Raw genomic sequence first — 25,179 nt, forward strand, 5'->3', positions numbered from 1 at the left:
TAACGAAATATGGGTTTTGGTTTCCAAATGTCTCAGCGGCTCGAAATGTGCGCGCGGAGAGGGCGGATTCGCCCGGGCCAAGGCTTGACAGCCTCGCGTAAGTGGTACCAGAATGCAAAAAATGGTTTCACAGCGAGTGGCGCGTGCCGAAACTCGTGGGCAGGAGAGATGCGATGGCGTTGCTGATCAAGGAAATTCGTCCGGACGCGGAATGGGCGGTCAATTCGCCGCACCGCTCGCGCGGTATCACCGTGCAGAACGTCTTCCAGCGCGACGTCGAGAATCGCAGCGTCGAATTCAACATCACCGCTTTCAACGGCGACGAGTTCTGGAGTCCCGCACACCGGCACAATTTCGACCAGATCCGCATCGGACTGGACGGCGTGATGAATTACGGCACGCGCAGCAAGCTGAAGCCGCGCACGGTTGCTTATTATCCCGAAGGCACCTGGTACGGCCCGATGGCGTGTGACGGCCCGTCGATCTGTGCGATCATGCAGTTCGATGGCGCCAGCCATGGCGGCTATGTCACGCTCGGACGAATGGACGAGGCGACGGAGGTCCTCCGTCACAAGGGCAAATTCGAGAAAGGCTTCTATTATCCCGATGACGGCAGCCCGCGCATCGATGGCTATCAGGCTTCGTGGGAGCACGTGACCGGCCGCGAGATGGTCTATGTCGATCCGCCGCGCTTCGTCGATGCAATCTACATGAACATCGACTCGTTCAACTGGCTGCCGGTCGAAGGCGGCACGATGCGCAAGACGCTCGGCCGTTTCGGCGAGCGCGACTTCACGATCGAAGCTTTGCTGGTGCCCAAGGGCGCGAGCGTGACGGTCGACAAGCCTGGTCGCCTCGTCGTCGCCTTCGTCCTCACCGGCGAGGTCGAGGTGGAGGGATCGATCCTGCCCAAATGGTCGGGCGCCTTCGCCGAGGAAGAGGACGCAATGCGCTTCGCGGGGCGCGACGAGACGTCGGAGATCCTGATCTTCACTTTGCCAGACCTCGGCTGAGCCGGGCCCGGCATGGCCGCGATCAACCGCCAGCTCGTGCTGCGCGCCCGGCGCGATGGCGTGCCGCACGCCGATGACTTCGCCGTGCAGGAGGCGCCGGTCCCCGAGCCGGGCGAGGGGCAGTTCGTCGTGCGCAACCTCTATGCCTCGCTCGATCCGGCGCTGCGCCAGCGACTGACGCTGACCGACAGCTATGTGCCGCGGATCGAGCTGGGCGAGGTGCTGACTGCGACGACCGTGGGTGTCGTCGTCGCCTCGCGCGATGCCGATTATCCGGCCGGCCAGCACGTGGTCGGCCATCACGGCATCGCCGATTACTGGCTGACCCGGGCCGGCCCGGTGACTCGGGCGGTCGATCCGGCCGCGGTGGACTCGCTCAGCCATTACCTCAGCGTGTGCGGCCCGACCGGGCTGACCGCCTATTTCGGCATCACCCGCATCGCCTGCCCCCGCCCCGGCGAAACCGTCCTCGTCTCGGCCGCGGCCGGCGCGGTCGGATCGGTTGCGGGGCAGATCGCCAAATTGGCAGGCTGCCGCGTCATCGGCATCGCCGGTGGCCCTGAGAAGGTCCGGCGCCTGGCCGAGGATTACGGCTTCGATGCCGGCATCGATTATCGCGGCCAGGATCTCGCCGGTCTGACCGCCGCGATCCGTTCCGCCGCGCCGGAGGGCGTAGACGCCGTGTTCGAGAATGTCGGCGGCATCCAGCTCGATGCCGCGATCGACTGCGTCAACGAGCGCGGCCGCATCGCCGTCTGCGGCCTGATCAGCCAGTATAACGCGACCGAGCCGCCGCCGCCTTTGACCAACCTGTTCAAACTGGTCGCGCGCTCGATCTGCATGGAAGGGTTCATCGTTCGCAACTACAGTGCCCAATATGGCGCAGCCGCGGCGTGCCTGGCGCAATGGGCTCGCGACGGCAAGATCCGCTTCCGCGAAGATATTCACGACGGGCTCGAGGCGGGCCCGGAGGCATTCCTGTCGCTCTTCTCGGGCGCGAACCAGGGCAAGGTGATGCTGCGGCTCGATCCCGCGGCATGAGCAATGAAGTGAGAGAGATGACAAACGACGGCAGGGACATCGCCGCCCGGGTCGAGGCATTCGTGCGCGACCGGGTCTTCGCTTATGAGCGCGACCCGCGTCTCGGCGGCCACGGCCCCAGCGACGAGCTGGTCGCCGAGCTTCGCGCGCTGGCGCGCGCCGCAGGCGTGCTGACGCCGCACGTGCTCGCCGACGGGAGCCACCTGCCGCTGCGGGCCATGGCGCGGGTTTTCCGCGCCGCTGGCCTGTCGCCGCTCGGTCCGGTCGCGCTCAACGTCATGGCGCCCGACGAGGGCAATATGCACCTGCTCAGCCGCGTGGCCACCGACGCGCAGAAGGCGCAGTTCCTGGCGCCGCTGCTTGAAGGGCGGACGCGTTCGGCCTTCCTGATGACCGAACCCGCGGCGGACGGCGGCGCCGGCTCCGATCCGTCGATGCTGCAGACGGTGGCCCGGCGCGACGGCGACGGCTGGGTGATCGACGGCCGCAAGGCCTTCATCACCGGCATAGTGGGCGCATCAACCGGCATCGTCATGGCGCGCACCGGCGAACCGGGGCGCGTCGCCGCGACGATGTTCCTGGTCGAATTGCCCGATCCGGCGGTTCGCGTCGAGCGCGTGCTCGACACGATCGACAGCTCGATGCCCGGCGGCCATTCGATCGTCGCGATCGAGGGGCTGCGCGTCGGCGACAACGCCATCTTGGGCGAGGTCGACGAGGGTTTCCGCTATGCTCAGGTCCGGCTCGCGCCCGCGCGCCTCACCCATTGCATGCGCTGGCTCGGCGGCTGCGACCGCGCACAGGAGATCGCCAGCGCCTACGCGGTGCGTCGCCACGCGTTCGGCAAGCCGCTGATCGACCACGAGGGCGTCGGCTTCATGCTGGCCGAGAATATGATCGAGCTGAAGCAGGCCGAATTGATGATTGACTGGTGTGCCGGCCTACTCGACGGGGGCGCGCCGGGCACGGTCGAATCGTCGATGGCCAAGGTCGCAGTCAGCGAAGGGCTGTTCCGGATCGCCGACCGCTGCGTACAGGTCCTGGGCGGGACCGGCGTTTCGGGCGACACGATCGTCGAGCAGATTTTCCGCGAGGTGCGCGCCTTCCGCATCTATGACGGCCCCACCGAGGTCCACAAATGGAGCCTCGCCAAGCGGATCAAGCGGCAGGCCGCGGAGTGAAGCTGTCGCTCGAAGGCAAGCGTGCCTTGGTCACCGGCGCATCGTCCGGCCTCGGCGCGCATTTTGCGAGGGTCCTGGCCGAGGCGGGGGCCGAAGTCGTGCTGGCAGCGCGCAACGTCGCCAGGCTCGAAGCGCTCGCCGCGACTATCGGGCCGGCCGCCAGCCAAGTCGCGCTCGACGTCCGCGATCCGGCCTCGGTCGCGGACGCCATCGCGCAAGCCGGGCCGATCGACGTGCTGGTCAACAATGCCGGCGTCACCACGACCGCCCCCGCGCTCGACCAGAGCGAGGATGACTGGGCGAGCGTGGTCGGCACCAATCTGGAAGGCGGCTATCGCGTTGCGGTCGCCGCCGCGCGGGCGATGCGCGAAGGCGGTCGCGGCGGATCGATCGTCAACATCGCCTCGATCCTGGGGCTCCGGCAGGGCGGGCAGGTCACGCCCTACGCCGTGTCCAAGGCGGGCGTCATCCAGATGACCAAGCAGCTCGCGCTCGAGCTGGCGCGCTACGACATCCGGGTGAATGCGATCGCGCCGGGCTATATCGAGACCGACCTCAACCGCGATTTTTTCGCCAGTCCGGCCGGGGAGGCGCTGGTAAAGCGTATTCCGCAGCGCCGGCTCGGTCAGCTCGCCGACCTCGACGCGCCCTTGCTCCTACTCGCGTCGTCGGCCTCTGCCTTCATGACCGGCAGCGTGATCGTCGTCGACGGCGGCCACATGGTGAGCTCGCTCTAGGCACGCTTTAGTTCCTACGGCGTGAGCAGGCGGCCGGTCGGCTGATCGCCCGCCAAAGTGGTCCGCTGCACGACCCGCGTCTCGGCATAGGGAAAGCCGAACGCCGCATGCATGGTGCGGCGATTGTCCCACAGCACGAGGTCGTTCACCGCCCAATGGTGCCGGTAGCAGAAACGTGGCTCGACCGCGTGGCGCACCACTTCCTCATAGATTCGATCGCCCTCGGTCCGGTCCATGCCCCAGACCCCGTCATAGCCGAGCGGGCTGAGGAGCAGCGCCTTGGCGCCCGACACCGGATGCTCGATCGCCATCGGCTGGAGGACCGGTGGAAAGGGCTGGTGATCGACGACCGGCATCGGGTCGTCCGTGCTTACGGCGTCCAGGTGGATCTCGGGCCAGCCCCAAAGCCGCTCGGGAAAGTCGCGCCAGACCTGGACCGTCGCATGGCTATCGCAGAACGCCTTCAGGTTGGCGGGCAGGGCCGCATAGGCCGCCTGCGTATCGGTCCACAATGTGTCGCCGCCATGGGCGGGCGGCTGGATCATCCGCAGCATTCCGCCCTGCGAGATGGACGGCGTATAGGCGCCGTCCTGGTGCAGGAAGAGGAAGCCGGCGCGCAATTCGCCGTCGACGCGCATCGGCGGACCCTTCTTGTCGCCCTCGCCGCCGAGCACGATCAGGTCCGGATTGTCGGCGACGCGCAGCGACTCGATCACATGCTCCTGCAATGCGCCGAAGATGCGCGACAGGCGGACGTGGGTCGCGGCGTCGGTGCCGACGCGCCGGAACAACAGCACGCCATGCTCAATCCAGAGCGCGCGCAGCCTGTCCTCGTCCGCCCCGCCAATCCGTGCGGAATCGAGTCCGACGATCTCGACGCCGATATGGGCCAACGGTGCGACCGTGAAAGTGCTCTGCATCATTCCTCCCACGCACGCCTTGCGGTACCATTTATATAATGTAGGTACCGGTCAAATCGGATGAGCGTCAAGGGATCGACTGATCATGGCCAAATGTTGCGGGACGAGGTCGAGGTGACCCTGGGTAGCGATCCCAATAGTGGTACCACGGCGGTGCGGGCTGCGCATGCATTTGACGAGCGTGCGCTGGCCGCGTGGATGGCATGCAACGTCGATGGCTTTGGCGGGCCGATGCGGGTCGAACAGTTCAAGGGGGGGCAGTCCAACCCGACCTACAAGCTCGTGACGCCGGGACGGAGCTACGTCCTGCGCCGCAAGCCGCCCGGTACGTTGCTGAAGGGCGCGCACGCGATCGAGCGCGAGGCGCGGGTGTTGCAGGCGCTGGCCAAGGCGGACTTTCCGGTCGCGCGGGTCCATGCCTTGTGCACCGACGAGGATGTGATCGGCACCTGGTTCTATGTCATGGACATGGTCGAGGGCCGCATCTTCTGGGACGCGACCTTCTCCGCCGTGCCGCGGGACGAGCGCGCAGCCTATTTCGACGCGATGAACGCGACGATCGCCGCGCTGCACGCGATCGAGCCGCAAGCGGTCGGGCTCGGTGATTACGGCCGCCCCGGCAATTATTTCGCGCGCCAGGTGGCGCGCTGGTCGAAGCAATATCTGGAGGACGAGGAAGCGGGCCGCGATCCGGCGATGGACCGGCTGGTCGAATGGCTGCCCACGCACCTCCCGGTCGGAGACGAGGTCGCGATCGTCCATGGCGATTTCCGCTGCGACAACATGATCTTCCACCCGATCGAGCCCAAGGTGCTGGCCGTGCTCGACTGGGAATTGTCGACGCTCGGCCATCCGCTCGCCGATTTCACCTATCACAGCATGATGTACCACATGCCGCCGGACATCGTGGCGGGGCTGTTCGGCGCCGACCTGGCCGAACTGGGGCTGCCGTCGGAAGAGGATTATGTACGGGCTTATTGCGCGCGGACCGGTCGCTCCGAGGTTCCCCGACCGCTCTACCTCTTCTGCATCGTCTTCAACCTGTTTCGGCTTGCCGCCATCTTCCACGGCATCAAGGGCAGGGTGGCGCGCGGCACCGCCGCTTCCGCCCATGCGAAAGAACGGGCCGCCCACTTCCCCCGCCTCGCCGCGCTGGCGTGGGAGCGGGCTGGATGGATTGGCTGCTAATGGCGCGCTCGACATTATGAACATGGGCATTCCGATCATTCGGAAATTTCCATTGAACGCGGTCGTCGAGGTCTGGTTTGCGCCAATTGCAGCCATTCAGGCCGCTGTCGCAGGCGTCGGGAAGCGGACGTTCGTTCAGGCGTGCGAGTTATGTCCGCTTACGACCCTTTGCGGACATTGATGAAATCAGTATCTACCCTCGAAAGGGGGCTGGATGTGGGTTTGTTGCGGAAAATTACGGCGCTCGTAGACAAGGACGTCGCGGCCAACTCCAAGCCCATCTCAATCATCGGCACGGCCATCCCATTCGTGCCGTTCATGATCTTTGTCGATGGCCCACCCGCTGACAGCTACCCCGTGCTAGGTGGGCTGGCGCTGGCTGCCAGCATCTGCTGGGGCTTGTTCGTGATGTGGCGTTATCTTCGCCATCTCCAGCCTAAGCTTGCGGGTCCACGCAAGGCTCTTGGCTCTGCCAGGCTCTGGCTGCTGATCGTCGGCGCCGTGCTGTTTCATCCTTCTGTTGGCGGCAGGCGACATCTGGCTGTCGAACAAGATCGGGTGGCCGGAGGCCTACGGTTTCGATTGCCAAGGGCGCGGCTGCTTCCTCCAAGACCTGGCGCATAGTCCAAGGTTGCTACGGGGCGGGAGCGTTTACGAACTCGGTTTGTTCGCCCTGATGTGGTTGCTCCCTACATTCATAGTTGCTGCGCTCATCTACCGCCTCGTCAAACGTCGCAGTCGTCGACTAAGCTCGATCGCGCAGGCCTTCACTAGGCGCAGTCTGATCCTGCCCTTTTAAGTCGACGGCATGGGCAAAGGTCACGGTGAAGAGGTAATTCCGGTTCTCGTCTTCGACCTCGATGAACGAGCCCAGGTCCAACTCACCTAGCTGGATCTCAGCCGCCATTATGTCCCGCGCGCCCGCTAAGGCCTTCTCGCGTGCGGCCGAGGCATCCGGAAGGTCGGAGCCCTCTTCATCCTCGACGAAGCCGTTACCATTGCAAACGTGAAGATAGAACCGGGGCATTGCACCTCAAAGCGTCAGCCTCAACGGGGTTCCAGCAGCTTATGAAGCAGCTGCGCCGCTGTCCCACAAGGAGAGGAAGGAGTAAGCCGGTCATGGCCCCGCCGCCTTGCCGATAGGAGGTGAAGGAGGTAATATGGGCACCGGCTGAAACGGGTCACGGAGACCGCTGATGCCCCACTTTCTGCTCCCCATCCTCGCGCTAGCGGCCGGCTCTGGGACGGCCGATTCCGCGACGGTCCCGGTCGCGCTTGCCAGCTTCCGCTTCGAGCCGAGCACCATCCACCTCAAAGCGGGTAAGCCGGTGACACTCCGCCTCGTCAACAGCAGCTCTTCCGGGCACGATTTTACCGCGCCGGCCTTCTTCGCGGCAGCCCGCGTTGCCCCGGACGACGCCCGCTTTGTCCACGATGGTTCGGTCACGCTCCGAGGAGGCGAGACGCGAGACGTTCACCTCACGCCGGCAATCGGCCGCTACAAGCTCAAGTGCTCGCATTTCCTGCATAAGACCATGGGGATGGCCGGCACCATCGTTGTCGAATGATGCTAGCCAAGGCGGCGCCTCCACGGTGCTGTCCGGACTGGGGAAGAACGCGCCACGAACGACGAGACGATCGCCGCGGCGTCTATCGCCCTACTGTGCGGGCCGAGTAATGGTTGTTCACCGTCCGTCCAGAGATGTTTCAAAGTTGGGGAAAAGTGGAACAGCAGTCTGGACTCAGCCACCAGCCTTCCCCACGCCCTGTGCCAACGAAGCGATGGTACAGCATGCGATCGAGCGCCGATCGTCGCCGCCGTGCGCATCGCGGAATTGAGCAATCAAGGCGACCACGAGGGTGTCGCGACCTGGAGGCGTATCGCTTTCACGGATCGAAGCGCTGGGCGGGGCGCATTGGAGTCCGCGCACTAGGTCCAACTCCCGGCAATGTAGGTCTTGCCATGGCTATCCGTGGACACCGACCTCCTGCTTTCCCCTGAACTCCAGCTGGACGAGCAAGTCCCTCAGTTTCTCGGCAACCTGGTCAGGCGTGCCGAGAACGTAGCTCGACGTATTTCCATCAGCCTCTACCACGTTGACCAGATATGACCCTCGCTGTCGGGGCCTAGCAACCCAGAGCGCTCGTTCACGATTGATGGCCCCAAGCTCAATACAACTCAATGCGCACAAGCGGTTAAGGCGCTCGGTCTAGGTCTTTAGGGCAATTGACTCCAATTCAAGACAGGGTCTTTTGCTCCCGCCAGCGCGCAATCCGGAGCAGGGTCATGGCAGATCTCAACGGCGGACCGTTCGGCGACTTTCTCTTTGGCACCGATGAGGATGACAACATATTCGGCAACGGGGGCGACGACTTCCTGAACGGCCAGGGCGGCAATGACCGGATCGAAGGTGCCGACGGCGACGACACATTGCAGGGAGACGGGTTCGGCTTCTTCAGCCTGAAGGGCGCCGATACGCTGACCGGCGGCACCGGCAACGACGCCCTTGAATTTTCGGTCTTCGATGGCGACTCGACTGCACTGACGCTGGACGTCGTGACCGATTTCGAGGGGGGCGGAGCTGACGGCGGCGACGTGCTGCAGCTGCGGAATTCGTTCTTCGTCACCGGTCCTCGCCTGAGCATTGGGGGGCTTGGCATCGCTCCGGTGACCGGGACCGCGCTCGGCGTGGCGGGTGACGGCGTGGCCGCGATCTTCTACGCCTTCGACGGCGGCAATACCCTCGTCTTCGGCGACAGCAATGACGACGGCGCCTATGACGAAAACGACTTCACCGTACGCTTGACCGGTACGCACAGCCTGATCGCGTCCGACTTCGGCGACACCGACTTCGTGAGCGCCGGCACCAACGGCGACGACGCTACCAACGGCACCGGGGGCGACGACAATATCTTCGGTGGGGCGGGCAACGACACGATCAACGCCCTCGACGGCTCCGATCGCGTCGATGGCGGCAGTGGCGACGACATCATCAAGGGCGGGGACGGCGACGACGCCGGTGATTTTCCGGGGGATGTTGCGCTGCTCGGTGGCGACGGCAACGACCGCGTCAACGGGAATGCCGGGAACGACACCGCGGAGGGGGGCAATGGCAACGACGTCGTCGTTGGCGGCGATGGTGACGACATTGTTAGCGGGGGCGCGGACGATGATTCAGTATCGGGAGGTTGGGGTAACGACTTCGTCCTAGGCGGCGCTGGCAACGACGCTTTGGCCGGCGGTAACGGCGCCGACGCTCTGAACGGCGGCGACGGCGATGATGTGATCAATGGCGGGGCTGGTGACGACTCGCTGCTGGGCGACGACAGTTTCAATGGCTCGATCGGCGCCGACATTCTCACCGGCGGGGCCGGGAACGACCAGTTCAGCTGGTCGGTCGGCTCCAACCAGGAATCGACCACGCAATTCCAGGATCGGGTCACCGATTTCGAAGGAGCCGGCGTGGGCGGCGGGGACATCCTGTTCCTGCATCTGCCGTTCGATCACAATCGGCGGCTGACATTCCGGGGTCAGCTTGCCGCCATGCCGGCGCTGAACGCGGTCATTCCCAACGGCAATGACGGACTGACCGACATATTCTTCGCCTTCTCAGGCGGCGACACGATCCTGTTTGGCGATTCCAACGATAACGGGCGTTTCGACGCCGACGATTTTACGGTGCGACTGGCCGGCCAGCGGACTCTCGTCCAATCCGACTTCGAGGCGACTGACTTCGTGATCGCCGGCACCAGTGGCAATAACACGCTCAACGGCACCGACGGCCCCGACACGATATTCGGACTGGGCGGCAACGACACGATCAACGGGCTCGGTGGCGCCGATAATCTGGACGGCGGCGCCGGCAACGACGTGATCAATGGGGGCAACGGCAACGACGTCGTCACGGGCGGCACCGGCAACGACCTGCTGAACGGCGATGCCGGCAACGATCGGATCAATGGCGATAACGCGAACGATGAGGTCAATGGCGGCTTCGGACGTGACAACCTGACCGGCGACGCTGGCAACGACGTCGTCGATGGCGGTGGCGACAGCGACAATGTTTCCGGGGGTTCCGGCAATGACATCGTTCGCGGCGGCACCGGCAACGATAATGTCGATGGCGATCGAGGCAGCGACCTTCTGCTCGGCGGCGACGGCCGGGATATCCTCAATGGCGGCGACGATAATGACGACGATGTCCTGCGCGGCGAGGAAGGAGATGACATTCTCGAAGGAGGCGACAGCGATGACAGTCTTGGGGTCGACAGGTTGTTCGGCGGTGCCGGCGACGACGAGCTTACCGGTTATGCGGGTACGGACATCAAGGAAGGTGGGACCGGGAACGACATTTTCCGGTTCTTCCAAGGTTCCTTCAGTCCGGACTCGATCCTCCTGCGACCCGATACCGTCAACGATTTCGAGGGCGCCGGCGTGGCGGGTGGCGATGCGATCGATTACGAACAGGCAGGTCCCATCCTGTGGCGCGGTCAGCAGAATATCGGCCTGACGATCGGGGCGGTTTTGCCGGGAGCCAGGAATGGCCTTCACGATCTCATGTACACGTTCAAGAATGGGAACACGTGGCTGATCGGCGACACCAATGACGATGGACGGCTCGACCATCAGGACAGCGCGATCAAGTTTCTCGGTATCCGGAATTTCAATGAGGCCGACTTCACGCAATCCGCAGGGTTCGTGACCGTCGGCACCGAGGGCGACGATATGATCGACGGCACGGATGGCGATGACAAGATCTTTGCCCTGGGTGGCGAGGACCAGGTCTTCGGCAACGGTGGTGACGACGAATTACACGGAGGCGCCGGCGACGATCTGCTCGACAGCGGCGCCGGTTTTGACGACCTGTTCGGCGAGGCTGGCAAAGACACGCTCGTCATCCGTGAGTTCGGCGGGTTCTTCGCGGGGGGAGCGTCGGGCGGGCTTGGCGACGACGTCATCTTCGGAAGCGAAGTCCCCTTCAGCTTCGTCAGGCTGAACGGCGACGAAGGAAATGACGAGATCCACGCCGGCGCTGGAGGCGCGGTCATGCTCGGCGGGACGGGCGCCGATCGGATCATCGGCGGGATCGGCGACGACGCCATGAACGGCGGGCCTGACGGCTTCACTTTGGATGGGGAGCAGGATCTGTTCGTTTTCGGGGCCACTTGGGGATCGGATAATATCGCCGACTTCGAAGACGGGATCGACCTCATGGATTTCGGCGGAAGCGGTTTTGCCTTCGCCGATCTGAATATCGAGGATGCCTTCGGCGGAGGTGGATTCGCGACTAGGATCACCGTGATCGGTCGCCCCGAGGTCGGAGAGATTGTTTTGTCGGCGGACCCCGCCAACATCGATGCGACGGATTTCCTATTCTGAGTGATGGCTGACCGACCCCGTCGGGTGCCCTCGCAGCAGCGGGCGGTCTATGCGATCGGGACCAGCTTCAGGTGCTCGACCAGTATCTTGAGGCCGAGGCCGAGGAGCATCACGCGTCCCAGCACCTCCGCCCACTTCCCCGCCCGCGAAGCGACGCGGCGGCCCAGAAGAATGCCCGCGAACTTCAGGAGCGTCGTAGTCGCGCCGATGATGAAGCAGGCGACCGGAATCGGCCGACCAGCAGCGGCAGCGTCAGGCCCGCCGCCGCCGCGTCGATGCTCGTCGCCCGCGCCGAAACTAGCAAGGTGAGGAGAAAGAGGCGCTTTGCCTCCTCAATGCCCGGATCCATGCCGCAATCCCTCCCGGATCATGCGCAAGTCGAGGACCGTGAGCAGAGCAAATGCCAGCTGATGGTGGACGCTTTGAAAGATGCCGGCGAAAGCGATGCCCAGTGCCTAACCGGCCAGGGGCATGACGCCCTGAGTCAGTCCGAACGTGACACCGACGCGAGCCCCACCGGCCACGCCAAATCTGCCGGTGGCGCTCTGAATCGGCACAACGGCAAAAGCATCCATCGCAAGAGCGCAGGCCAGCAGGACTATCGCAAACAATCGTCAGACTTTTGTGGAATCTGCTCGGGGATGAAGGTGCCGGGTGGTCGTCCCAAGCTCTCGGTTTCGACGGGATTATGGCATCCCCTATGGCGAACTGCTCGAGCAACGTCGAGACCGCCGGAAGCGCTAGCCGAAAGTGCATGGCAGCCTCCCTATTGGACCATCATAAGCTAAGCTTGGCGTAGCACGGTGCCGCCCGCCTGATCCGCACATTGGGCCATAGAGTGTCGGGATCGCGGCACGTCGGCGAAGGGGTCGTCAGTCAAGCTGCTCGCGAGAGTTTCGAGCGGCTTAACTGCGCATGCCCCGAAGGCTGATCATTTCGATGACCAAGGCAAAGCTCTAGCCGAGCGATCAACGAGCCGCCCAAGGCCTGGTAAGGCCGTGCTATTCCCTATGAGCCGCTTGCGGGAGATAAAGGAGGTGCAGCGGTTTGCGAAGGTGAAGGGGCCGTGGCGGAGCGCCAGGCCCAGAGGATGACCGCTCACCACTTCGCCAATCCATTCGCTGTTTTATCTCGGTCAGGCGCCGCGGGGGCGGCAGGATGATCGGTTCATAGGCAGAGGACGACCGCTTATCCTGTACTTCAAATGGGGAGCCGACGCGCTTGCGAGGGCGCATGGCCTTTAGGCGATATCCACGCTGGCTGGCGGCCACCGATGTCACGCCGCGTGTGAGCGCGTGTGCGCCGGGTCCAAGAAAGCCGTTCTCGCCGTGAGGGGTCTCGAGAATATCCGACTGGCACCGTCCCCCATCTCGCGACGACGAGCCAGCGCCTTAATCGGCGATCCCGCGCCGCATCTCGTCAAGGGCCGCCCAGGAAGCCGCCGAGGCTTGCACGTGCGCCGACGTAGAAGAAGCGTCCGACAGTGCTCACCGGATAACCGAAATTGGCGGCGATCGCCGGCTTCTGATCGGTAAGGTTGTTGACCCCTCCATAGATCGAGAAATCATCGCTCACCGCGTAGGAGATCTGGAGGTCGTGCTCCCAGCGCTCCTTGTAGTGGAGAAATTCCGGAGCCGCCGCGTCCGGGTTGGCCCGCGTGGTTTCGCGAACGAACCTGCGGACCTTGCTCTGCCAGGACAGGCCATAGTTCAAGGTCAGCGAGCCTTTCGTCCAGGTAAGATCGGCCGTCCCCAGATATTTGGGAGCCGAATTGGGGTCGATCTCACCCGCGTCCTGGTCCGGCGCTGCGCCGGCGCTCGGCACGAAAGTGAGGTCGTGAAGATAACCGCCGACCAGCCGTACGTTGAAGGTTCCGGCATTCTCGATCGGCGTGAAGCGATAGTTCAGCACCACGTCCATGCCCGAGGTGGTGAACTGGGCGACGTTCTGCGCCGTCACCCGGAACGAGTTGATGAAGCCGGTGGTCGTGGAGCGGGTGAAAAGCTGGCAGAAAGGGTTGTCGAGCGTCGGGGCATCGACGCAATTCTTGAAGATATCGTTCGCTTCCGGCGTGTTGATCGCATCCTTGATCTTGATGTCGTACCAGTCGGCGCTGAGCGTCAGTCCGGGGATGAACCTCGGCCGCAGGACGACGCCCGCCGTCCAGGTCTTGGCAGTCTCTTCGCTGAGATCGGGGTTGCCGCTCCTGGAGCCCGTCTGGCTGGTGCTCTGCTCCGGATCAGTGGCGGGGCTGAAGTTGGCGATTTCCTCGGGCGTGAGTCCCGCCGCCTGTAGCTGGGCGAGGCAGTTGGCGCGGCGGGTCGCAGTACCCTCATCGATATTGAGAGGATCGCAGGGATCGTCGAGGAATTCGAACGTACCCGAAGCTGGACTGAACAATTCGGTGATGTTCGGCGCGCGGACCGCTTGGGAATAGGTGCCGCGGAAGGTCACGTCGCTGACCGGAGCGTAGGTCCCGTCGACCTTGTAGGTGAGCGTGGAACCGATGGTGCTGTAATCGGAGTAGCGCACCGCGCCACCGAAAGAGAGCGTCTGGGCGAAAGGCACATCGCTTAGGAGCGGAAAGTTGACCTCGCCGAACACCTCCTTGACGCTATATTTGCCGCCGCTGGATGGCGTCTGCGTGCCGCCTTCGAACGCGCCGAGCTGGGCGAAGGCGGAAGATATGTTGCGGGTGCTTTCGCGACGATATTCGGCGCCGAGAGCGAAACCGATCGGCCCGCCGGGAAGGTCGAAGAGGAAGCCCATGTCGCCCGAAAGCGAGGCCGACGCCACATACTGGCGGTTGCGCGCCTTTGTGACATCATCGACGAACACGAAGTCGACGCCGGCCGGGTCGGACACGCCCTGGCCGAGGATGGTGATCGGGCGGCACTCTCCCGGACTGAACGTGAGGGGCGCCCCGCTCACCGGCTCGCCGGTGATTTCCGCAATGCCTGCATAATTGTTGGGATCGATGATCGTCTCGCCGGGAAGGTTGATCCGGCAGGTCACCTGCCCGGTGCTCGGGTCCACCACGGCATCGAGCGCCGCATAATAGCGATCCAGAACGCGGGCATTACGGTCCTCGGTTCGAGACTTCGCCTGTCCGTAAACGAAGGAGACGTCGTATTTGAGATTGCCGCTGCCCTCGCCTTGCGTGAGCCTGCCATCGGCGCCGATGACGCCGCGAACCGTTTCCCGCTCCGCGAACTGGGCGCCGCGGCCAAAGTCGAAATTGTCGCGGTTGACCAGCGCACCGTCCGGCGCGCGATCCTCAAAACGCTGCTGCAGGTAGAAGTTGTCGGGGGCGAGGAAGGTGAAGAAGTCGAACGAAGGCTGGATCTCCGTATAGGCCGTCGAGTCGACATATTTTCCTTCTGCATAGAGGCGGAAAGCCGGGCTGAGCTCTAAGCTCGCCAGCAGGTTGACATTGTGCCGCCGGAGATAAGGCGCGACGTCTCCGAAATATCCGGCCGTCGGCGTGTTGGACGATCCGTTGATCGCCCGTCCGCCGGTGCCCGAAAGGAAGGTGCCCCCATCATAGGGACGTCCATCGCCGTCAAAGTCGGGAACGCCATCGAGGTCGATATCGACCGCGCCATTGGGCGCGCTGTCCGCCCAGCTGACATTGCTGAAGAGGATCCGATCCGGGATGTTGGGATCATCGTCCGGATCGTCGGGATTGCGCAGCAGCTCGAAGCGGCGCGCCTGGTCGCCGGTGTAACGGCGCTGCGTCTCGCTGAAACGGTCGCTTTCGTAAAATTCGTAGGACATGGCGACGTTGCCGCGGCCATCGGCAAAATTCCTGCCCGCAACGATCGCGCCGAACCGGTTGCCGGCGTCCCCGCGAGAGGAGATGCCTATTTGCCCGCGGGCGCGGACGCCTTCGAAATCCCGCTTCAGGACGAAGTTGACGACGCCGGACACGGCGTCCGCGCCGTAGATCGCGGACGCGCCGCCCGTGAGCACGTCGACCCGATCGATCAGGTCCACCGGGATCGTGTTCACATCGACCGAATTCTCGCCCGGATAGGCGTTCACGTGGCGCCGGCCGTTAACCAGCACCAGGGTCCGCTCCGTGCCCAGGTTGCGCAAGTTGAGAAGGTTCAGGCCAACCTCCTGCGCACCTGTGTTCGATCCCGAGCTCAGCGAATTGTTGGTGGAGCCGACCAGTGCCGGGCTATCGGTCAGGAAATCCGTGAGGTTGGTTTCGCCGGACTGCTCAATGCCGGCGGACGTGAACGATTGGACGGGGTTGGGGAAGGCAAATTCCGGACGGGCGATGCGCGAGCCGGTGATCACGATGTCGGCGTTCTCGGCGGTTGGCGAAGCACGGGTTGCGTCCCGCGCAGTCGGCTGAACATCCGTCGCGTTCGGCTGGGCGGCAGCGTCATCAATCTGCGCCGGCGACCCAGGTCCACTGGTTGCCGGTCCGACCTGCGCGAATGCCGCTGAAGGCGCCGCGAGCGCCAGAGCCAGTAGCGACGCGCCGAACGACCGCTTGTGCGAAAACGTACGATCCATTTCCACCTCCTGGACTCAGAGGTGGATTGTAACCTTTTGACTAAAGGCGGAATAGTCCGCGGGCTGGAGCCGGAGCTTTATTCTGCGCTGTGTCGGGAACAACACAGCTCAGCCCGGCGACCAGGTCTCCGAGGAAGTTCGACACTCGGAAAGAGTTACACCCCGAAAGCGGTCCCATTTTGGGATCCTTGACCCTGGCCTCATCGAGGCGCAGCCTCTTCCGCCTGTGCGCATGATTGATCCTCGGGCCTGATGGAGGGGAGGCCGTGCATTTCCGGGCTTTGGATTTTTATCGGTTCGTGGCCGCGATGGGGGTCGTGCTCTTCCACTACAGCCACAAGGTCGACGGCCCCGAATTCCAGTCGCTCCGCTACATGGTCGACTTCTTCTTCGTGCTGAGCGGCTTTGTCATCATGCAGAGCGCCAGCGACATCGGCCGCTCGGACGTCATCCCCTTCTTCATCAAGAGGCTCGCGAGAATCTGGCCTTTGCATGCCCTGACGCTCGCGCTTTTCATCCTCTACGCCGCGATCCAGATCGTCTATCTGGGAAAGACCAGCGATCGCTACGATTGGTCCTCGCTCCCCCAGCAGCTGCTGATGGTCCATGCCTGGGGGACCACCGATGCCGCGACCTGGAACGGACCGTCCTGGTCGATCAGCGCCGAATGGTTCGTCTATCTCCTGTTCCCGCTCTTTCTCGCTTTTTATCGCAGGTGGAGCGTGTGGGCGCTGCTCGCCCTGTCAGCTTCGATCTGGGTCGCCCTGACGATCAACGATTATCTCGACCCGGGGCGGCCGTGGACGTCGGCTACCCACGATTGGGGTGCCATGCGGGCCGTGCCGAGCTTCATCCTGGGGATGGCCTTGAATCGCCTCCCGTCGCTACGTGTCTCCTGGACTGCGATCTGGCTGGCGTTCGCAGCGGTGGTCGCGAGCCTCTTCCTCGACTTGCCGGGGCCGCTCTACGTCCCGATATTCGGAATGCTCATCTATCTTACGGCCTCTGCACCGACGCCCGAGTGGATGAAGACGAGGCTGGTCGGGGAGCTCGGCAACCTGTCTTACGGCGTGTACATGTTCCACGTCCTGGTCTTGCTGGTGAGCTTCAACCTGCTCGGGCGCTGGGTGCCGCACGTGCCGCTTGCCGCGGGCGCGGCTGCTGCGTCGCTGGCCGTTTCCTGGATCGTCTTTCATCGGTTCGAGAAGCCCTGCCGGGATGCGGCCAAGGATTGGCTAAAGGGCAGACGCCTGCTCCTTCCGGCTGAATGACCAGGCAATGGACGGGTCGATATGACGTCCAGACGCATGCTTGCCGGATTGCTTGCGGTCGCCTTGCTGACGATGGCGCTCGCGACTTTAGGCTGGCCGCTGATGAGAAACATATTGTTTGGACTCGCCTATGAGATCGATGGCAATTGAGGGCGGCCCGGAATGTGTCCTGCGCGTCTGCCTGGTCCTCGTGCCGTTCGGCCTGCTTTTCGCGGCGCCGGCGAGCGCCCAGATGCCGCTTTCCGGCAGCGAGCGTTCCTCAGCCTTCAGGGCCGCGGGGTTCCGGCTCGAGGGCGGCAGGTGGCGCGGATGCGGGGACCCAGGCACGCCCACCTATCAAGCTGGGACGCTCGAGAGCGTAGGCGATCTCAATGGCGACGGCCGCCCCGAAGCGCTGATCGCGGAGAGAAGCACATATTGTTTCGGCTCGACGGAGGCGGGCTACGTGCTGGTGAGCAAGCAGGCGGACGGCAGCTGGCGTCGGATCGCCGGAGGACCCGGCGTTCCCACGTTTCTAGCCACCAAAGGGGTGGCGGGCTGGCCCGATATCGAAGTAGGCGGGCCAGGCTTCTGCTTTTCCGTGGAGCGGTGGAACGGCCGTCAATATGTCCTTCACCGTCACCAGTATGAGGGCAGACCCTGTCGCCCCCAACGCTAGCCTGGGAACGCGGAAAGCGGGTCATCGCCCTTTTCTATCAGTGGTCCCGTCGAGACTCTGGGAACGTGACCGTCGGCCGCTCAGGCCGGGCGCTCGAAGTCCCTGTCGCGCGAAGGCACCTGGCCCTCGCCATTGCCCTCTACCGATTTACCGAGTTCGAAGAGTCGGCGACTGAGATCCTTGCGCTCGCGATCGGACAACCCGTCGGCTTCGTAACGTCCGTATAGCTCCTTTATGGACTGTAGCTCGGCACGACGCGCCTTCGCGTCGCCATTAGCATCGGAAGATTGCGCGAGGCGTTCGAGCCGCGCTTCGATCCGAGAGATTTTCGCATCGATCCTCGGATCCCGAGCGAGCGCCGGTTGCCAAGCCAGCAGCGCGCAGGAGGTCACGACTATTCCTCGTGCAATTGTCATGCGCCCGGCCCTTGTCGCGGCGAGCTTTTCGCGCATGCGGTCTGCCGGGTGCCGATCCCTCATCGCCCGGATCCGCGCGGTGTGAAAAGAGTCAAGTCAGCACCTGTCGAGCCTTCGAGGAGCCCCCCCTCCCGGTTTTTTTCGAAGATCACGGTTTCATTGCCCGGCCGTATCTTCAGAGGCCGTCCTCCCCGAAGAATGTTGTTGCTGATCTCCACCTCGGATGAATAAATTCGGTGGACGGCCTTGGGGTTGTTTTCGGCCACGATCGCGACTGGATGCTCTGCCGAGCCTGCCAACAGGTTACCCAACGCGACGCTTCTTTTCGCTCCGAGGAATATCAGGGGAGATTTCCCTACGCGCTCGACGATGTTGCGCGTCACGAGCATGCATGTTGCCTCGCCTTCGTCATAGCCGGCGCGATAATTGAATTGGGGATTGGTCCAGCCGCCGACGCTGATCCCGTTCGCGCCGACGTCGGATATCCGGTTGCCCGAGACAAGGATGGCGTGGGACCCCCCCTTCGCGAAGATGGCGGCGCTGGTCGCGCCTATTCCGGCGATCGTGTTGCGGTCGACAATCCCCCGAACCACGCCGACAAAATCAATCCCCTCCTGGCCGGTCGAGGCGATTTCATTGTGTGCGATGAGTACGTCTTCGGCTCCGTTGATCTTGATCCCGTCCATGAGGGGGCGGCTGATCGTGTTGAACCTGATGACGATGCCGCGCGCAAGGTCGCTCCAGTCGCCGCCGTTCTGGCCGAAATGAACGCCATTGCGGCCGCCGACTATCTCGAATCCTTCGACCGCGATATTCTCGTTTCCACCGCCTTCGATCGCCGACCGGTCGTTCTCGGTCGCTATGATCCTCGCCTTGCCGGCCCCGTCGGCGGACGTGAGGCGGATCGGACAGTCGGGGCGGCCGTCCTGCCCGCGCGCGAAGACGACGTTCTCGCTATAAGTGCCCGCGCGCACCATGATGGCGGTGCAAGGTCGCGCGTTTCGCACGGCGGCCGATATGGTGCGGAAGGGTTGGGCTGCACTGCCAAGGCCATCCGATCGGGCGGACGCGTCGACCCAGAGAATATTGTCAGGCGTCTTCCACCGGCGTGCGCCATCGGCGGCAGTCTGCGCGCGGGGACCATCCGGCTTGACCATGTCCGGACAGGCGCCGCCGGCTACCTCGCCGCGGGCATCCTGTGCGTCGCAATTGGTGACCGCCATGACCGCCAGGAGAAGCGTCAGTCTCAATGCCAGCATCGCCATCAATCCCAATTAACTGCGACCGGGCGTCCACAAAGATCTGCGTGAACGGAAGCGTTGAGCGACGGTACGCGGCCAGTCGGGCTGCATGAATGGCCTTTCCACGCAGACGTAGAAGCCAAGTCCCGCCAGAATAATTGACGGGAGACCGCAAATCAACGTGACAATGAAAGCGACGCCAAATTCGGTGGGTATATAGATCGCCGCGATCAACTGCGTGGTGACGGCCGCCACCGGGAGATGCGTGAGATAGATCGAGTAGCATGCGCCTCCAAGGAGTGCGATCCAGGGCAGCGAGCAGAAACGGCGAAACCGGACGCCGTGAACCGCTCCCAGGAACATGCCGTAGATAGCCAGCAGGCGGCCGAAGAAAAGGACGATTTTCGGCACGTCTAGCCAAAGGGCGACCTTGTTATTGGCGAGTATGAGGAAAGCGAGGGACGCCAAGGCGACGAGGTCGAATCGCCAGTGCAGGGCACCGCTCTGAGTCCGGTCGGAGAGAAGGACGCCCAGCCAGAAATAAGGAAGATAGCGCAGAATGCTGTACCTGTGGGGCGTCGCCCCCAAGGTAGCGTCAGCAGCGACTGAAATTATAGCGGATGCGATCAGGCCCACGATTCCCAACATCAGCCGTCGGGGCAGCCGATAATAGATCCAGAACAAGGCGGGGGCGATGATGTAGAACTGAACTTCTATTTCCAGCGACCATGCCGGCGGCAGGAGTCGAGGAAATGAGTTCAGCGAGAGTCCATGCACGTAAAAAACGCTCGCGATATAGCTCTCGGTGAGCGTCACCGACTCGCGATTGAAGGATCTCGCAAATTCGGGCTTGTAACCGCTGAGCATGATGAAAACGAAGATCGCCGTCAGTATGATGAGGTATGGCGGCTCGATCCGGGTTACGCGGCGCAGGAAATAGGCTTTCAAGCCCGGATTGTGTCTTCGCCATTGCGAAGAGATGATATATCCGCTGATCGTGAAGAACAGGAGAACTCCCTGCGTACCCGAATTGAACGTGTCGAGTAGAAAATGCTCGATCTCCGAAAGTGCATGACCGTGGCCATATAGGCGGCCTGAGCGTTCCCAGAGATGGGCGATCACGACCAGCGCGATAGCGAAAAAACGCAGGCCGTCGATTTCCGGCCGGTAGGTCCCTCCGGACGTGATGCGTCGAAAGCGCTCAGGGAAGGTCGTCAGAAATCTCAGGGCGGGCATCATCCGGATTTCCCCCGTTTTCGATATCTTCCGCCGCGATGGTTTGTCTTGCAATAGCTAGCGGTCGAATCTCAAGCCTGTTTCATTTTGACTACGCGGCCCAAGATTATCCTGGTTTCATTTGTCCACTTCTTGAGCCCGCAACATATGGATTGTAAAAGACGACGATGGCCATGTCGGGAGCCTTGATGAAGAACGCGGCATCAAGCGGACATCATGTGCGCAGGGGCGTGATCCCGTTCGCCGCCCTCATCCAAAGCTGGGCGGCCTTGCTTCTCGTATCAGGTCTCGTCGTAGCATTGATGGCCGCTCCGCACGCAGGCGCGGTCGAGGACCGGGAGAGCGGCACTCCCGTCATGCAGGCCATAAGTCTGGGCGTCTATCTGCCGTCGCTTTTCTTCATTGCTGCGAGGCCGGGCAGCGCGCTCCGCGTCGTCGCGCGGGGATGGGCCTATTCGCTGCTTCTTGCCTTGGCGGTCGCGTCCTTCGCCTGGTCGGTCCAGCCGGACATCTCCATTCGCCGGTCGATCGCGCTGCTCGTCTCAACGCTGTTCGTCATCCATGCCGCGAGCTGGTTCACACCCGAGCAGTTCATTCGTCAGATGGCGCTGATCTTCGGGCTACTGCTCTTCCTGTCGATCGCCGCGGCCGCGGTGCCGGGTTATGGGATCCATTCTTCTGGAGTGCATGCGGGGCGCTGGCGGGGGGTTTTGGCGAGCAAGAACACGTTCGGCCTGCTCTGCGGAGCGGCCGGTCTCTGCTACGCGGTGCTCTATATCAAGGTCAAAGGCCTTCCGCGGCAGCGGCTCGCCTTCGCATCGATGTTCTGCCTCGCGCTCCTGCTCTGCTTCCTGTCAAACGCGCGCACGCCGCTGATCGCGCTCTTCGCCGCTCTCGTTGCAATCTTCTTCGCGCGATTGCTGTTTCTGCCCTCGGCGGCCCAGGCGCGCATGACCATGTCGCTGAGAGTGACCCTCATCGCGGCGGCGATGTCCTCGGTGCTCGTCCTGCTGCCCATGGCCACGGCCCTGATACTGTCCCTGCTCGGCCGAAGCGTCACGCTGACCGGGCGCGGGAAGCTTTGGGAATATGCTTTCAACAAGGGACTCGACCGGCCCATGCTCGGAGCGGGCTACAAGACCTTCTGGGTCGACAGGATCACCTATGATCTGCGCGTTTTCCATCAATATTGGACGGTCGACGGCGAGCCTCTTCAAATGACTTCCAATGCCCATAACGGCTATCTCGACGCGTGGCTGGAGCTCGGGATCCCGGGCCTGGTGCTCGTCATCCTGATGTTCAGCATCGCGGTTTACCGAGCCAACCAGTGTCTCGCCCGGAGCAAGGACCCGATCTTCCTCTGGCATGTGGGAGCGATCACCTTCGTCTCGGTCTATTACGTCACCAACAGCTACATTCTGAAGCACAATGAACTTGCCTGGTTCCTCGCCGCTTATGCCTTTTACTCGTTGAGCGCGTTCAAGCCGCAACGTTCCCCGGCAGCGGCGGGTTTCGTCCTGGAAGCGAGGCGACTCGCCTCATCGCCCTCCCATTATCTCCGTCAGTCTAGCTAGAGTTGGTTGGTCAACGATTAGTAATCCTGGGGACGATATTTTCATGACGTTCAAGGAACGAGTCCCTTCCTGACATCATATCAATCAGCGTTAAACCAACTCTCAATATAAAGACGAAATCCATTAGCGCTCGCTGGGGCTTGTCTCTGCACGCGGTCTCGTATGACTACGGTAGTGACTCGGCTACACCATGGATTTAACTCCCATTAACCAATCTGCTCCATCGGCGGGTAAGCGGATGCCCCTTAGGGGGGCGCCATCCTCTAAGGAATTTATAGCTATGTCTGCGTACCCTTTCCACGATCTGGCGCCGAGCCGCTATCTGTGGGTGGACTCAAAAGCGGCCGCCGGCGGTGACGGCAGCCGGGGGAACCCGCTGAACAGCATCCAGACCGCGCTGGCCAAGGCCAAGCCTGGAACCGCGATCATGGTGAGGGAAGGCGACTATCCAAGCGTCACCATCCCGCGCACAGCGGATGGCACGCCCGACAAGCCCATCTGGCTCATATCGGCCGACGGTCCGCAGGCGGCTCACATCATCGCCAACGACAATTCGCGCGCTGGCATCACGGGGGGCGGGGTCGAGAACTTCATCGTCGACGGCTTCCGGGTGACGGGTGGGAAGAACGGCATCCACTTTGGGCAAAACGGCTTCGACTATAGCGACATGGTTACCAATATCGTCGTCCGCAACAATGTGATCGAGAACCCGCGGGAGGACGGCGTCAAGGCAAATGGCGGCGAGCACGTCTATGTCTACAACAACAAGATTACGGGCGGGGTGGACGAAGGCATCGACTTCGTCGCTATCGTCCATGGGGTGATCGCAGATAACGAGATCAGCGGGAACACTGGATCGAGCGCGGGGATCTTTGCCAAGCTCGGATCGCAGGACATCCTCATCACCGGCAATTATGTCCACGACAATGCCGCCTCGGGTATCTCCGTCGGAGGTTACAACAATCCTGATCGGCTGATGCGCGATGGATATGACACGTTCCAGGCGAAGGACGTGACGGTCGGGAACAATGTGATCGTGCGCAATGGCAAGGCCGCGATGACATTCTACGGAGCGCACGATACCTCGGTGTCCGGCAACTACATCGAGGCCAACCCGAAATATTTCGCGGCCATGGTGGTGGGCAGCAACAGCCCCGACAATTATCGTGGCTTCCTTTCCAAAGGCGTGGTCATCCGCGACAATTTCATCGCGGATCACAAGGCGGCAATCACTATTCTCGACAAAAGCACCGCTGTTGCCTACCGCGGCAACAAGGATGCGGCGGCACGGGAGGCTCTGGAGGAGTGGCGCCTCGAGGTCCCGTCAGGTCAGCTTCCCGGTGCGCCCGAACCCAAGCCGCAACCGAGCCCCGGTCCGGAATCCGACCCTCTTCCCCGTCCCGAACCCTCGCCGGGCATCAAGCTCATCCCGCTCGAGCAATTGTTCGGCAAGGAGTGGAGCGAAGGTGATACTCCCCTGAGGACCGTACGCGACGGGGTGGGCACCGCCGGTGCCGACCGCCTGATGGGGCGCTCCAATCATTATGCCGGCGCGGGAGGCGACGACACCTATGTGATTGGCGAGGCGGCGCTCGCCAAGGTGAAGGAGGCCGCTGGCGGCGGTGTGGATACGATCGAGGCCACGGGGCGCCATCTCGCGCTTCCTGAGCATGTCGAGAATCTCGAACTCGCATCCAACGGAGGTGCGATCCTCGTCGGCAACGCGTCGGACAACCGCCTCCTCGGCAATGCGGGCAGCGATTATCTTATAGGAGGGGGCGGCGACAATTGGCTCCTGGGCGGCGGCGGCGGCGACCATTTCGTGGTGGGCGAGGACGACCGCATCACGCGAATTGCCGATTTCGGGCAGAATGATCGGCTTCATATCTCCGGGAGCACATTTTCCAGTTTCGCGGAGATCAAGGACGCTCTCGTCGAGCGTTCGGGCAGCGTGGTGCTGAGGCTCGATGACGGGCGAGCGGTCATGTTCGATGATTCGAGCATTTCCAGCCTGAGCGCTGAGCAATTCGGATTTGGCCGGAGCACCGACGCCCAGGCCGGCGCAAAGGCCTCGGGCAAGGCGAAAGCCGCCGGTTCGGCGACGCACATTGCGGAGGGCGGAGCCGGCAATGACCAGCTAAAGGGAAGCGGGGACTCGGTGCTCGTCGGCAAGGGCGGCGATGACCGATATACCCTGAGAACCCCGGGCGATCATGTCATCGAGGAAGCCGACGGAGGAATCGATACAGTGGTGCTTCTTCACGGACATTATGTGATCGAATCAGCGGTCGAGAACGTGATCGTGCGCCATGGCGGGCCGACTTTCGTGCTCGGCAACGGCCTTGCGAACCAGATATGGGGCGGCTCCGGAGCGGACTATATCGTCGGGGGCAAGGGCGCGGATCATCTGCGCGGCGGCGATGGCGCAGACCTGTTCGCCTATCGGTCGCTGGACGAGGGGGGCGATACCATTCTCGACTTCGAAGTGGGCCGCGACCATCTGGACGTTTCCGCCCTTCGCGAATTGGGAGCGGCGTTCCATTCGGAGGTGTCGGGTAAGGGAACCGCGATCTATGCGGATATGGGGCAGGAGCACTATCTGCTGGCGGTCCTCGACAATGTCACCGATGCCCTGCCGGTCACCGATTTCCTGGTCTAGGCGCGATTGCTGCCTGCTGTCGCCCGAACCGGGGAGCAAGCTGTGCGCTCCTCTGGCCCGCAAGCTGCGGGCCAGAGGGGCCTTTTGGGCACGAGCCGAAGCTCGACTCAAGCCGCGGCTGGGTAGCCTTCGCTGGA

The 25,179-nt window shown here is 63.0% G+C and carries 19 protein-coding genes; 12 read left to right on the forward strand and 7 right to left on the reverse strand.

The window, feature by feature from the left end; genetic code table 11:
- Nucleotides 1–173 precede the first annotated feature (173 nt).
- The 4 genes from SH591_RS13895 to SH591_RS13910 are packed head-to-tail and all read left to right on the forward strand — an operon-like array spanning nt 174 to nt 3,972.
- Nucleotides 174–1,013 carry a hypothetical protein gene (locus SH591_RS13895; protein WP_324749610.1) on the forward strand — a complete coding sequence of 280 codons (840 nt, stop codon included), beginning with the start codon at nt 174–176 and terminating at the stop codon, nt 1,011–1,013.
- A gap of 12 nt (nt 1,014–1,025) precedes the next feature.
- Entirely contained in the window at nt 1,026–2,054 is a 1,029-nt protein-coding gene (locus tag SH591_RS13900) for an NADP-dependent oxidoreductase (RefSeq protein WP_324749611.1), read from the forward strand.
- A gap of 17 nt (nt 2,055–2,071) precedes the next feature.
- On the forward strand, nt 2,072–3,235 hold the full coding sequence (locus tag SH591_RS13905) for an acyl-CoA dehydrogenase family protein (protein ID WP_324751391.1): 1,164 nt from the start codon (nt 2,072–2,074) through the stop codon (nt 3,233–3,235).
- A 2-nt stretch (nt 3,236–3,237) separates the two neighbouring features.
- Nucleotides 3,238–3,972: an SDR family NAD(P)-dependent oxidoreductase gene (locus tag SH591_RS13910; protein WP_324751392.1), complete on the forward strand. Its 735-nt coding sequence runs from the start codon at nt 3,238–3,240 to the stop codon at nt 3,970–3,972.
- Nucleotides 3,973–3,986: 14 nt separating this feature from the next.
- Here SH591_RS13910 and SH591_RS13915 read toward each other — a convergent pair whose 3' ends face one another.
- On the reverse strand, nt 3,987–4,895 hold the full coding sequence (locus SH591_RS13915) for a TauD/TfdA dioxygenase family protein (RefSeq protein WP_324749612.1): 909 nt from the start codon (nt 4,893–4,895) through the stop codon (nt 3,987–3,989).
- A 90-nt stretch (nt 4,896–4,985) separates the two neighbouring features.
- Between SH591_RS13915 and SH591_RS13920 the strand changes: the two genes are divergently transcribed.
- Nucleotides 4,986–6,080 carry a phosphotransferase gene (locus tag SH591_RS13920; protein ID WP_324749613.1) on the forward strand — a complete coding sequence of 365 codons (1,095 nt, stop codon included), beginning with the start codon at nt 4,986–4,988 and terminating at the stop codon, nt 6,078–6,080.
- 150 nt (nt 6,081–6,230) lie between these two features.
- Nucleotides 6,231–6,704, forward strand: coding sequence for a hypothetical protein (locus SH591_RS13925; protein ID WP_324749614.1), 474 nt, complete (start codon nt 6,231–6,233; stop codon nt 6,702–6,704).
- A gap of 121 nt (nt 6,705–6,825) precedes the next feature.
- On the opposite strand, the gene SH591_RS13930 is transcribed toward SH591_RS13925, so the two are convergent.
- The gene (locus SH591_RS13930; RefSeq protein WP_324749615.1) at nt 6,826–7,107 is read right to left on the reverse strand and encodes a DUF6894 family protein; all 282 of its coding nucleotides are present in this window, start codon (nt 7,105–7,107) and stop codon (nt 6,826–6,828) included.
- A 169-nt stretch (nt 7,108–7,276) separates the two neighbouring features.
- Between SH591_RS13930 and SH591_RS13935 the strand changes: the two genes are divergently transcribed.
- On the forward strand, nt 7,277–7,648 hold the full coding sequence (locus SH591_RS13935) for a cupredoxin domain-containing protein (RefSeq protein ID WP_324749616.1): 372 nt from the start codon (nt 7,277–7,279) through the stop codon (nt 7,646–7,648).
- Nucleotides 7,649–8,367: 719 nt separating this feature from the next.
- Nucleotides 8,368–11,460, forward strand: a complete 3,093-nt coding sequence (locus tag SH591_RS13940) for a calcium-binding protein (RefSeq protein ID WP_324749617.1) — start codon at nt 8,368–8,370, stop codon at nt 11,458–11,460.
- A 47-nt stretch (nt 11,461–11,507) separates the two neighbouring features.
- On the opposite strand, the gene SH591_RS16305 is transcribed toward SH591_RS13940, so the two are convergent.
- Together SH591_RS16305 and SH591_RS13950 are read right to left on the reverse strand one after the other, a co-directional pair.
- Nucleotides 11,508–11,690, reverse strand: a complete 183-nt coding sequence (locus SH591_RS16305) for a manganese efflux pump (RefSeq protein WP_416385243.1) — start codon at nt 11,688–11,690, stop codon at nt 11,508–11,510.
- 1,189 nt (nt 11,691–12,879) lie between these two features.
- Nucleotides 12,880–15,765, reverse strand: coding sequence for a TonB-dependent receptor domain-containing protein (locus tag SH591_RS13950; RefSeq protein WP_324749619.1), 2,886 nt, complete (start codon nt 15,763–15,765; stop codon nt 12,880–12,882).
- Between the two features lie 530 nt (nt 15,766–16,295).
- Here SH591_RS13950 and SH591_RS13955 point away from each other — a divergent pair.
- Both SH591_RS13955 and SH591_RS13960 read left to right on the forward strand, forming a co-directional pair.
- On the forward strand, nt 16,296–17,258 hold the full coding sequence (locus SH591_RS13955; protein ID WP_324751393.1) for an acyltransferase family protein: 963 nt from the start codon (nt 16,296–16,298) through the stop codon (nt 17,256–17,258).
- Nucleotides 17,259–17,279: 21 nt separating this feature from the next.
- A complete protein-coding gene (locus SH591_RS13960) occupies nt 17,280–17,408 on the forward strand; it encodes a hypothetical protein (protein WP_324749620.1) in 129 nt (42 codons plus the stop codon).
- 588 nt (nt 17,409–17,996) lie between these two features.
- Here SH591_RS13960 and SH591_RS13965 read toward each other — a convergent pair.
- From SH591_RS13965 to SH591_RS13975, 3 genes are read right to left on the reverse strand one after another with little or no spacing between them, the layout of a single operon-like run.
- Nucleotides 17,997–18,368: a hypothetical protein gene (locus tag SH591_RS13965; protein WP_324749621.1), complete on the reverse strand. Its 372-nt coding sequence runs from the start codon at nt 18,366–18,368 to the stop codon at nt 17,997–17,999.
- Nucleotides 18,369–18,391: 23 nt separating this feature from the next.
- Nucleotides 18,392–19,597, reverse strand: coding sequence for a right-handed parallel beta-helix repeat-containing protein (locus SH591_RS13970; RefSeq protein ID WP_324749622.1), 1,206 nt, complete (start codon nt 19,595–19,597; stop codon nt 18,392–18,394).
- 9 nt (nt 19,598–19,606) lie between these two features.
- Complete coding sequence (locus tag SH591_RS13975; RefSeq protein WP_324749623.1) at nt 19,607–20,812, reverse strand: acyltransferase family protein; 1,206 nt, start codon at nt 20,810–20,812, stop codon at nt 19,607–19,609.
- A gap of 185 nt (nt 20,813–20,997) precedes the next feature.
- On the opposite strand from SH591_RS13975, the gene SH591_RS13980 reads away from it, so the two are divergent.
- Nucleotides 20,998–22,383: an O-antigen ligase family protein gene (locus tag SH591_RS13980; RefSeq protein WP_324749624.1), complete on the forward strand. Its 1,386-nt coding sequence runs from the start codon at nt 20,998–21,000 to the stop codon at nt 22,381–22,383.
- 190 nt (nt 22,384–22,573) lie between these two features.
- On the forward strand, nt 22,574–25,042 hold the full coding sequence (locus SH591_RS13985) for a right-handed parallel beta-helix repeat-containing protein (protein WP_324749625.1): 2,469 nt from the start codon (nt 22,574–22,576) through the stop codon (nt 25,040–25,042).
- The last annotated feature ends 137 nt before the right edge of the window (nt 25,043–25,179 follow it).

The organism is Sphingomonas sp. LY54, from assembly GCF_035594035.1.
In the GTDB taxonomy this organism is placed as follows: domain Bacteria; phylum Pseudomonadota; class Alphaproteobacteria; order Sphingomonadales; family Sphingomonadaceae; genus Allosphingosinicella.

Excerpts from the sequence above, each read along its gene's own strand:
- SH591_RS13895 (WP_324749610.1), top strand. The coding sequence starts at position 174 with ATGGCGTTGCTGATCAAGGAAATTCGTCCGGACGCGGAATGGGCGGTC.
- SH591_RS13900 (WP_324749611.1), top strand. The coding sequence starts at position 1,026 with ATGGCCGCGATCAACCGCCAGCTCGTGCTGCGCGCCCGGCGCGATGGC.
- SH591_RS13905 (WP_324751391.1), top strand. The coding sequence starts at position 2,072 with ATGACAAACGACGGCAGGGACATCGCCGCCCGGGTCGAGGCATTCGTG.
- SH591_RS13915 (WP_324749612.1), bottom strand. The coding sequence starts at position 4,895 with ATGATGCAGAGCACTTTCACGGTCGCACCGTTGGCCCATATCGGCGTC.
- SH591_RS13920 (WP_324749613.1), top strand. The coding sequence starts at position 4,986 with ATGTTGCGGGACGAGGTCGAGGTGACCCTGGGTAGCGATCCCAATAGT.
- SH591_RS13925 (WP_324749614.1), top strand. The coding sequence starts at position 6,231 with ATGTCCGCTTACGACCCTTTGCGGACATTGATGAAATCAGTATCTACC.
- SH591_RS13930 (WP_324749615.1), bottom strand. The coding sequence starts at position 7,107 with ATGCCCCGGTTCTATCTTCACGTTTGCAATGGTAACGGCTTCGTCGAG.
- SH591_RS13935 (WP_324749616.1), top strand. The coding sequence starts at position 7,277 with ATGCCCCACTTTCTGCTCCCCATCCTCGCGCTAGCGGCCGGCTCTGGG.
- SH591_RS13940 (WP_324749617.1), top strand. The coding sequence starts at position 8,368 with ATGGCAGATCTCAACGGCGGACCGTTCGGCGACTTTCTCTTTGGCACC.
- SH591_RS13955 (WP_324751393.1), top strand. The coding sequence starts at position 16,296 with ATGGGGGTCGTGCTCTTCCACTACAGCCACAAGGTCGACGGCCCCGAA.
- SH591_RS13960 (WP_324749620.1), top strand. The coding sequence starts at position 17,280 with ATGACGTCCAGACGCATGCTTGCCGGATTGCTTGCGGTCGCCTTGCTG.
- SH591_RS13965 (WP_324749621.1), bottom strand. The coding sequence starts at position 18,368 with ATGCGCGAAAAGCTCGCCGCGACAAGGGCCGGGCGCATGACAATTGCA.
- SH591_RS13970 (WP_324749622.1), bottom strand. The coding sequence starts at position 19,597 with ATGGCGATGCTGGCATTGAGACTGACGCTTCTCCTGGCGGTCATGGCG.
- SH591_RS13975 (WP_324749623.1), bottom strand. The coding sequence starts at position 20,812 with ATGATGCCCGCCCTGAGATTTCTGACGACCTTCCCTGAGCGCTTTCGA.
- SH591_RS13980 (WP_324749624.1), top strand. The coding sequence starts at position 20,998 with ATGAAGAACGCGGCATCAAGCGGACATCATGTGCGCAGGGGCGTGATC.
- SH591_RS13985 (WP_324749625.1), top strand. The coding sequence starts at position 22,574 with ATGGATTTAACTCCCATTAACCAATCTGCTCCATCGGCGGGTAAGCGG.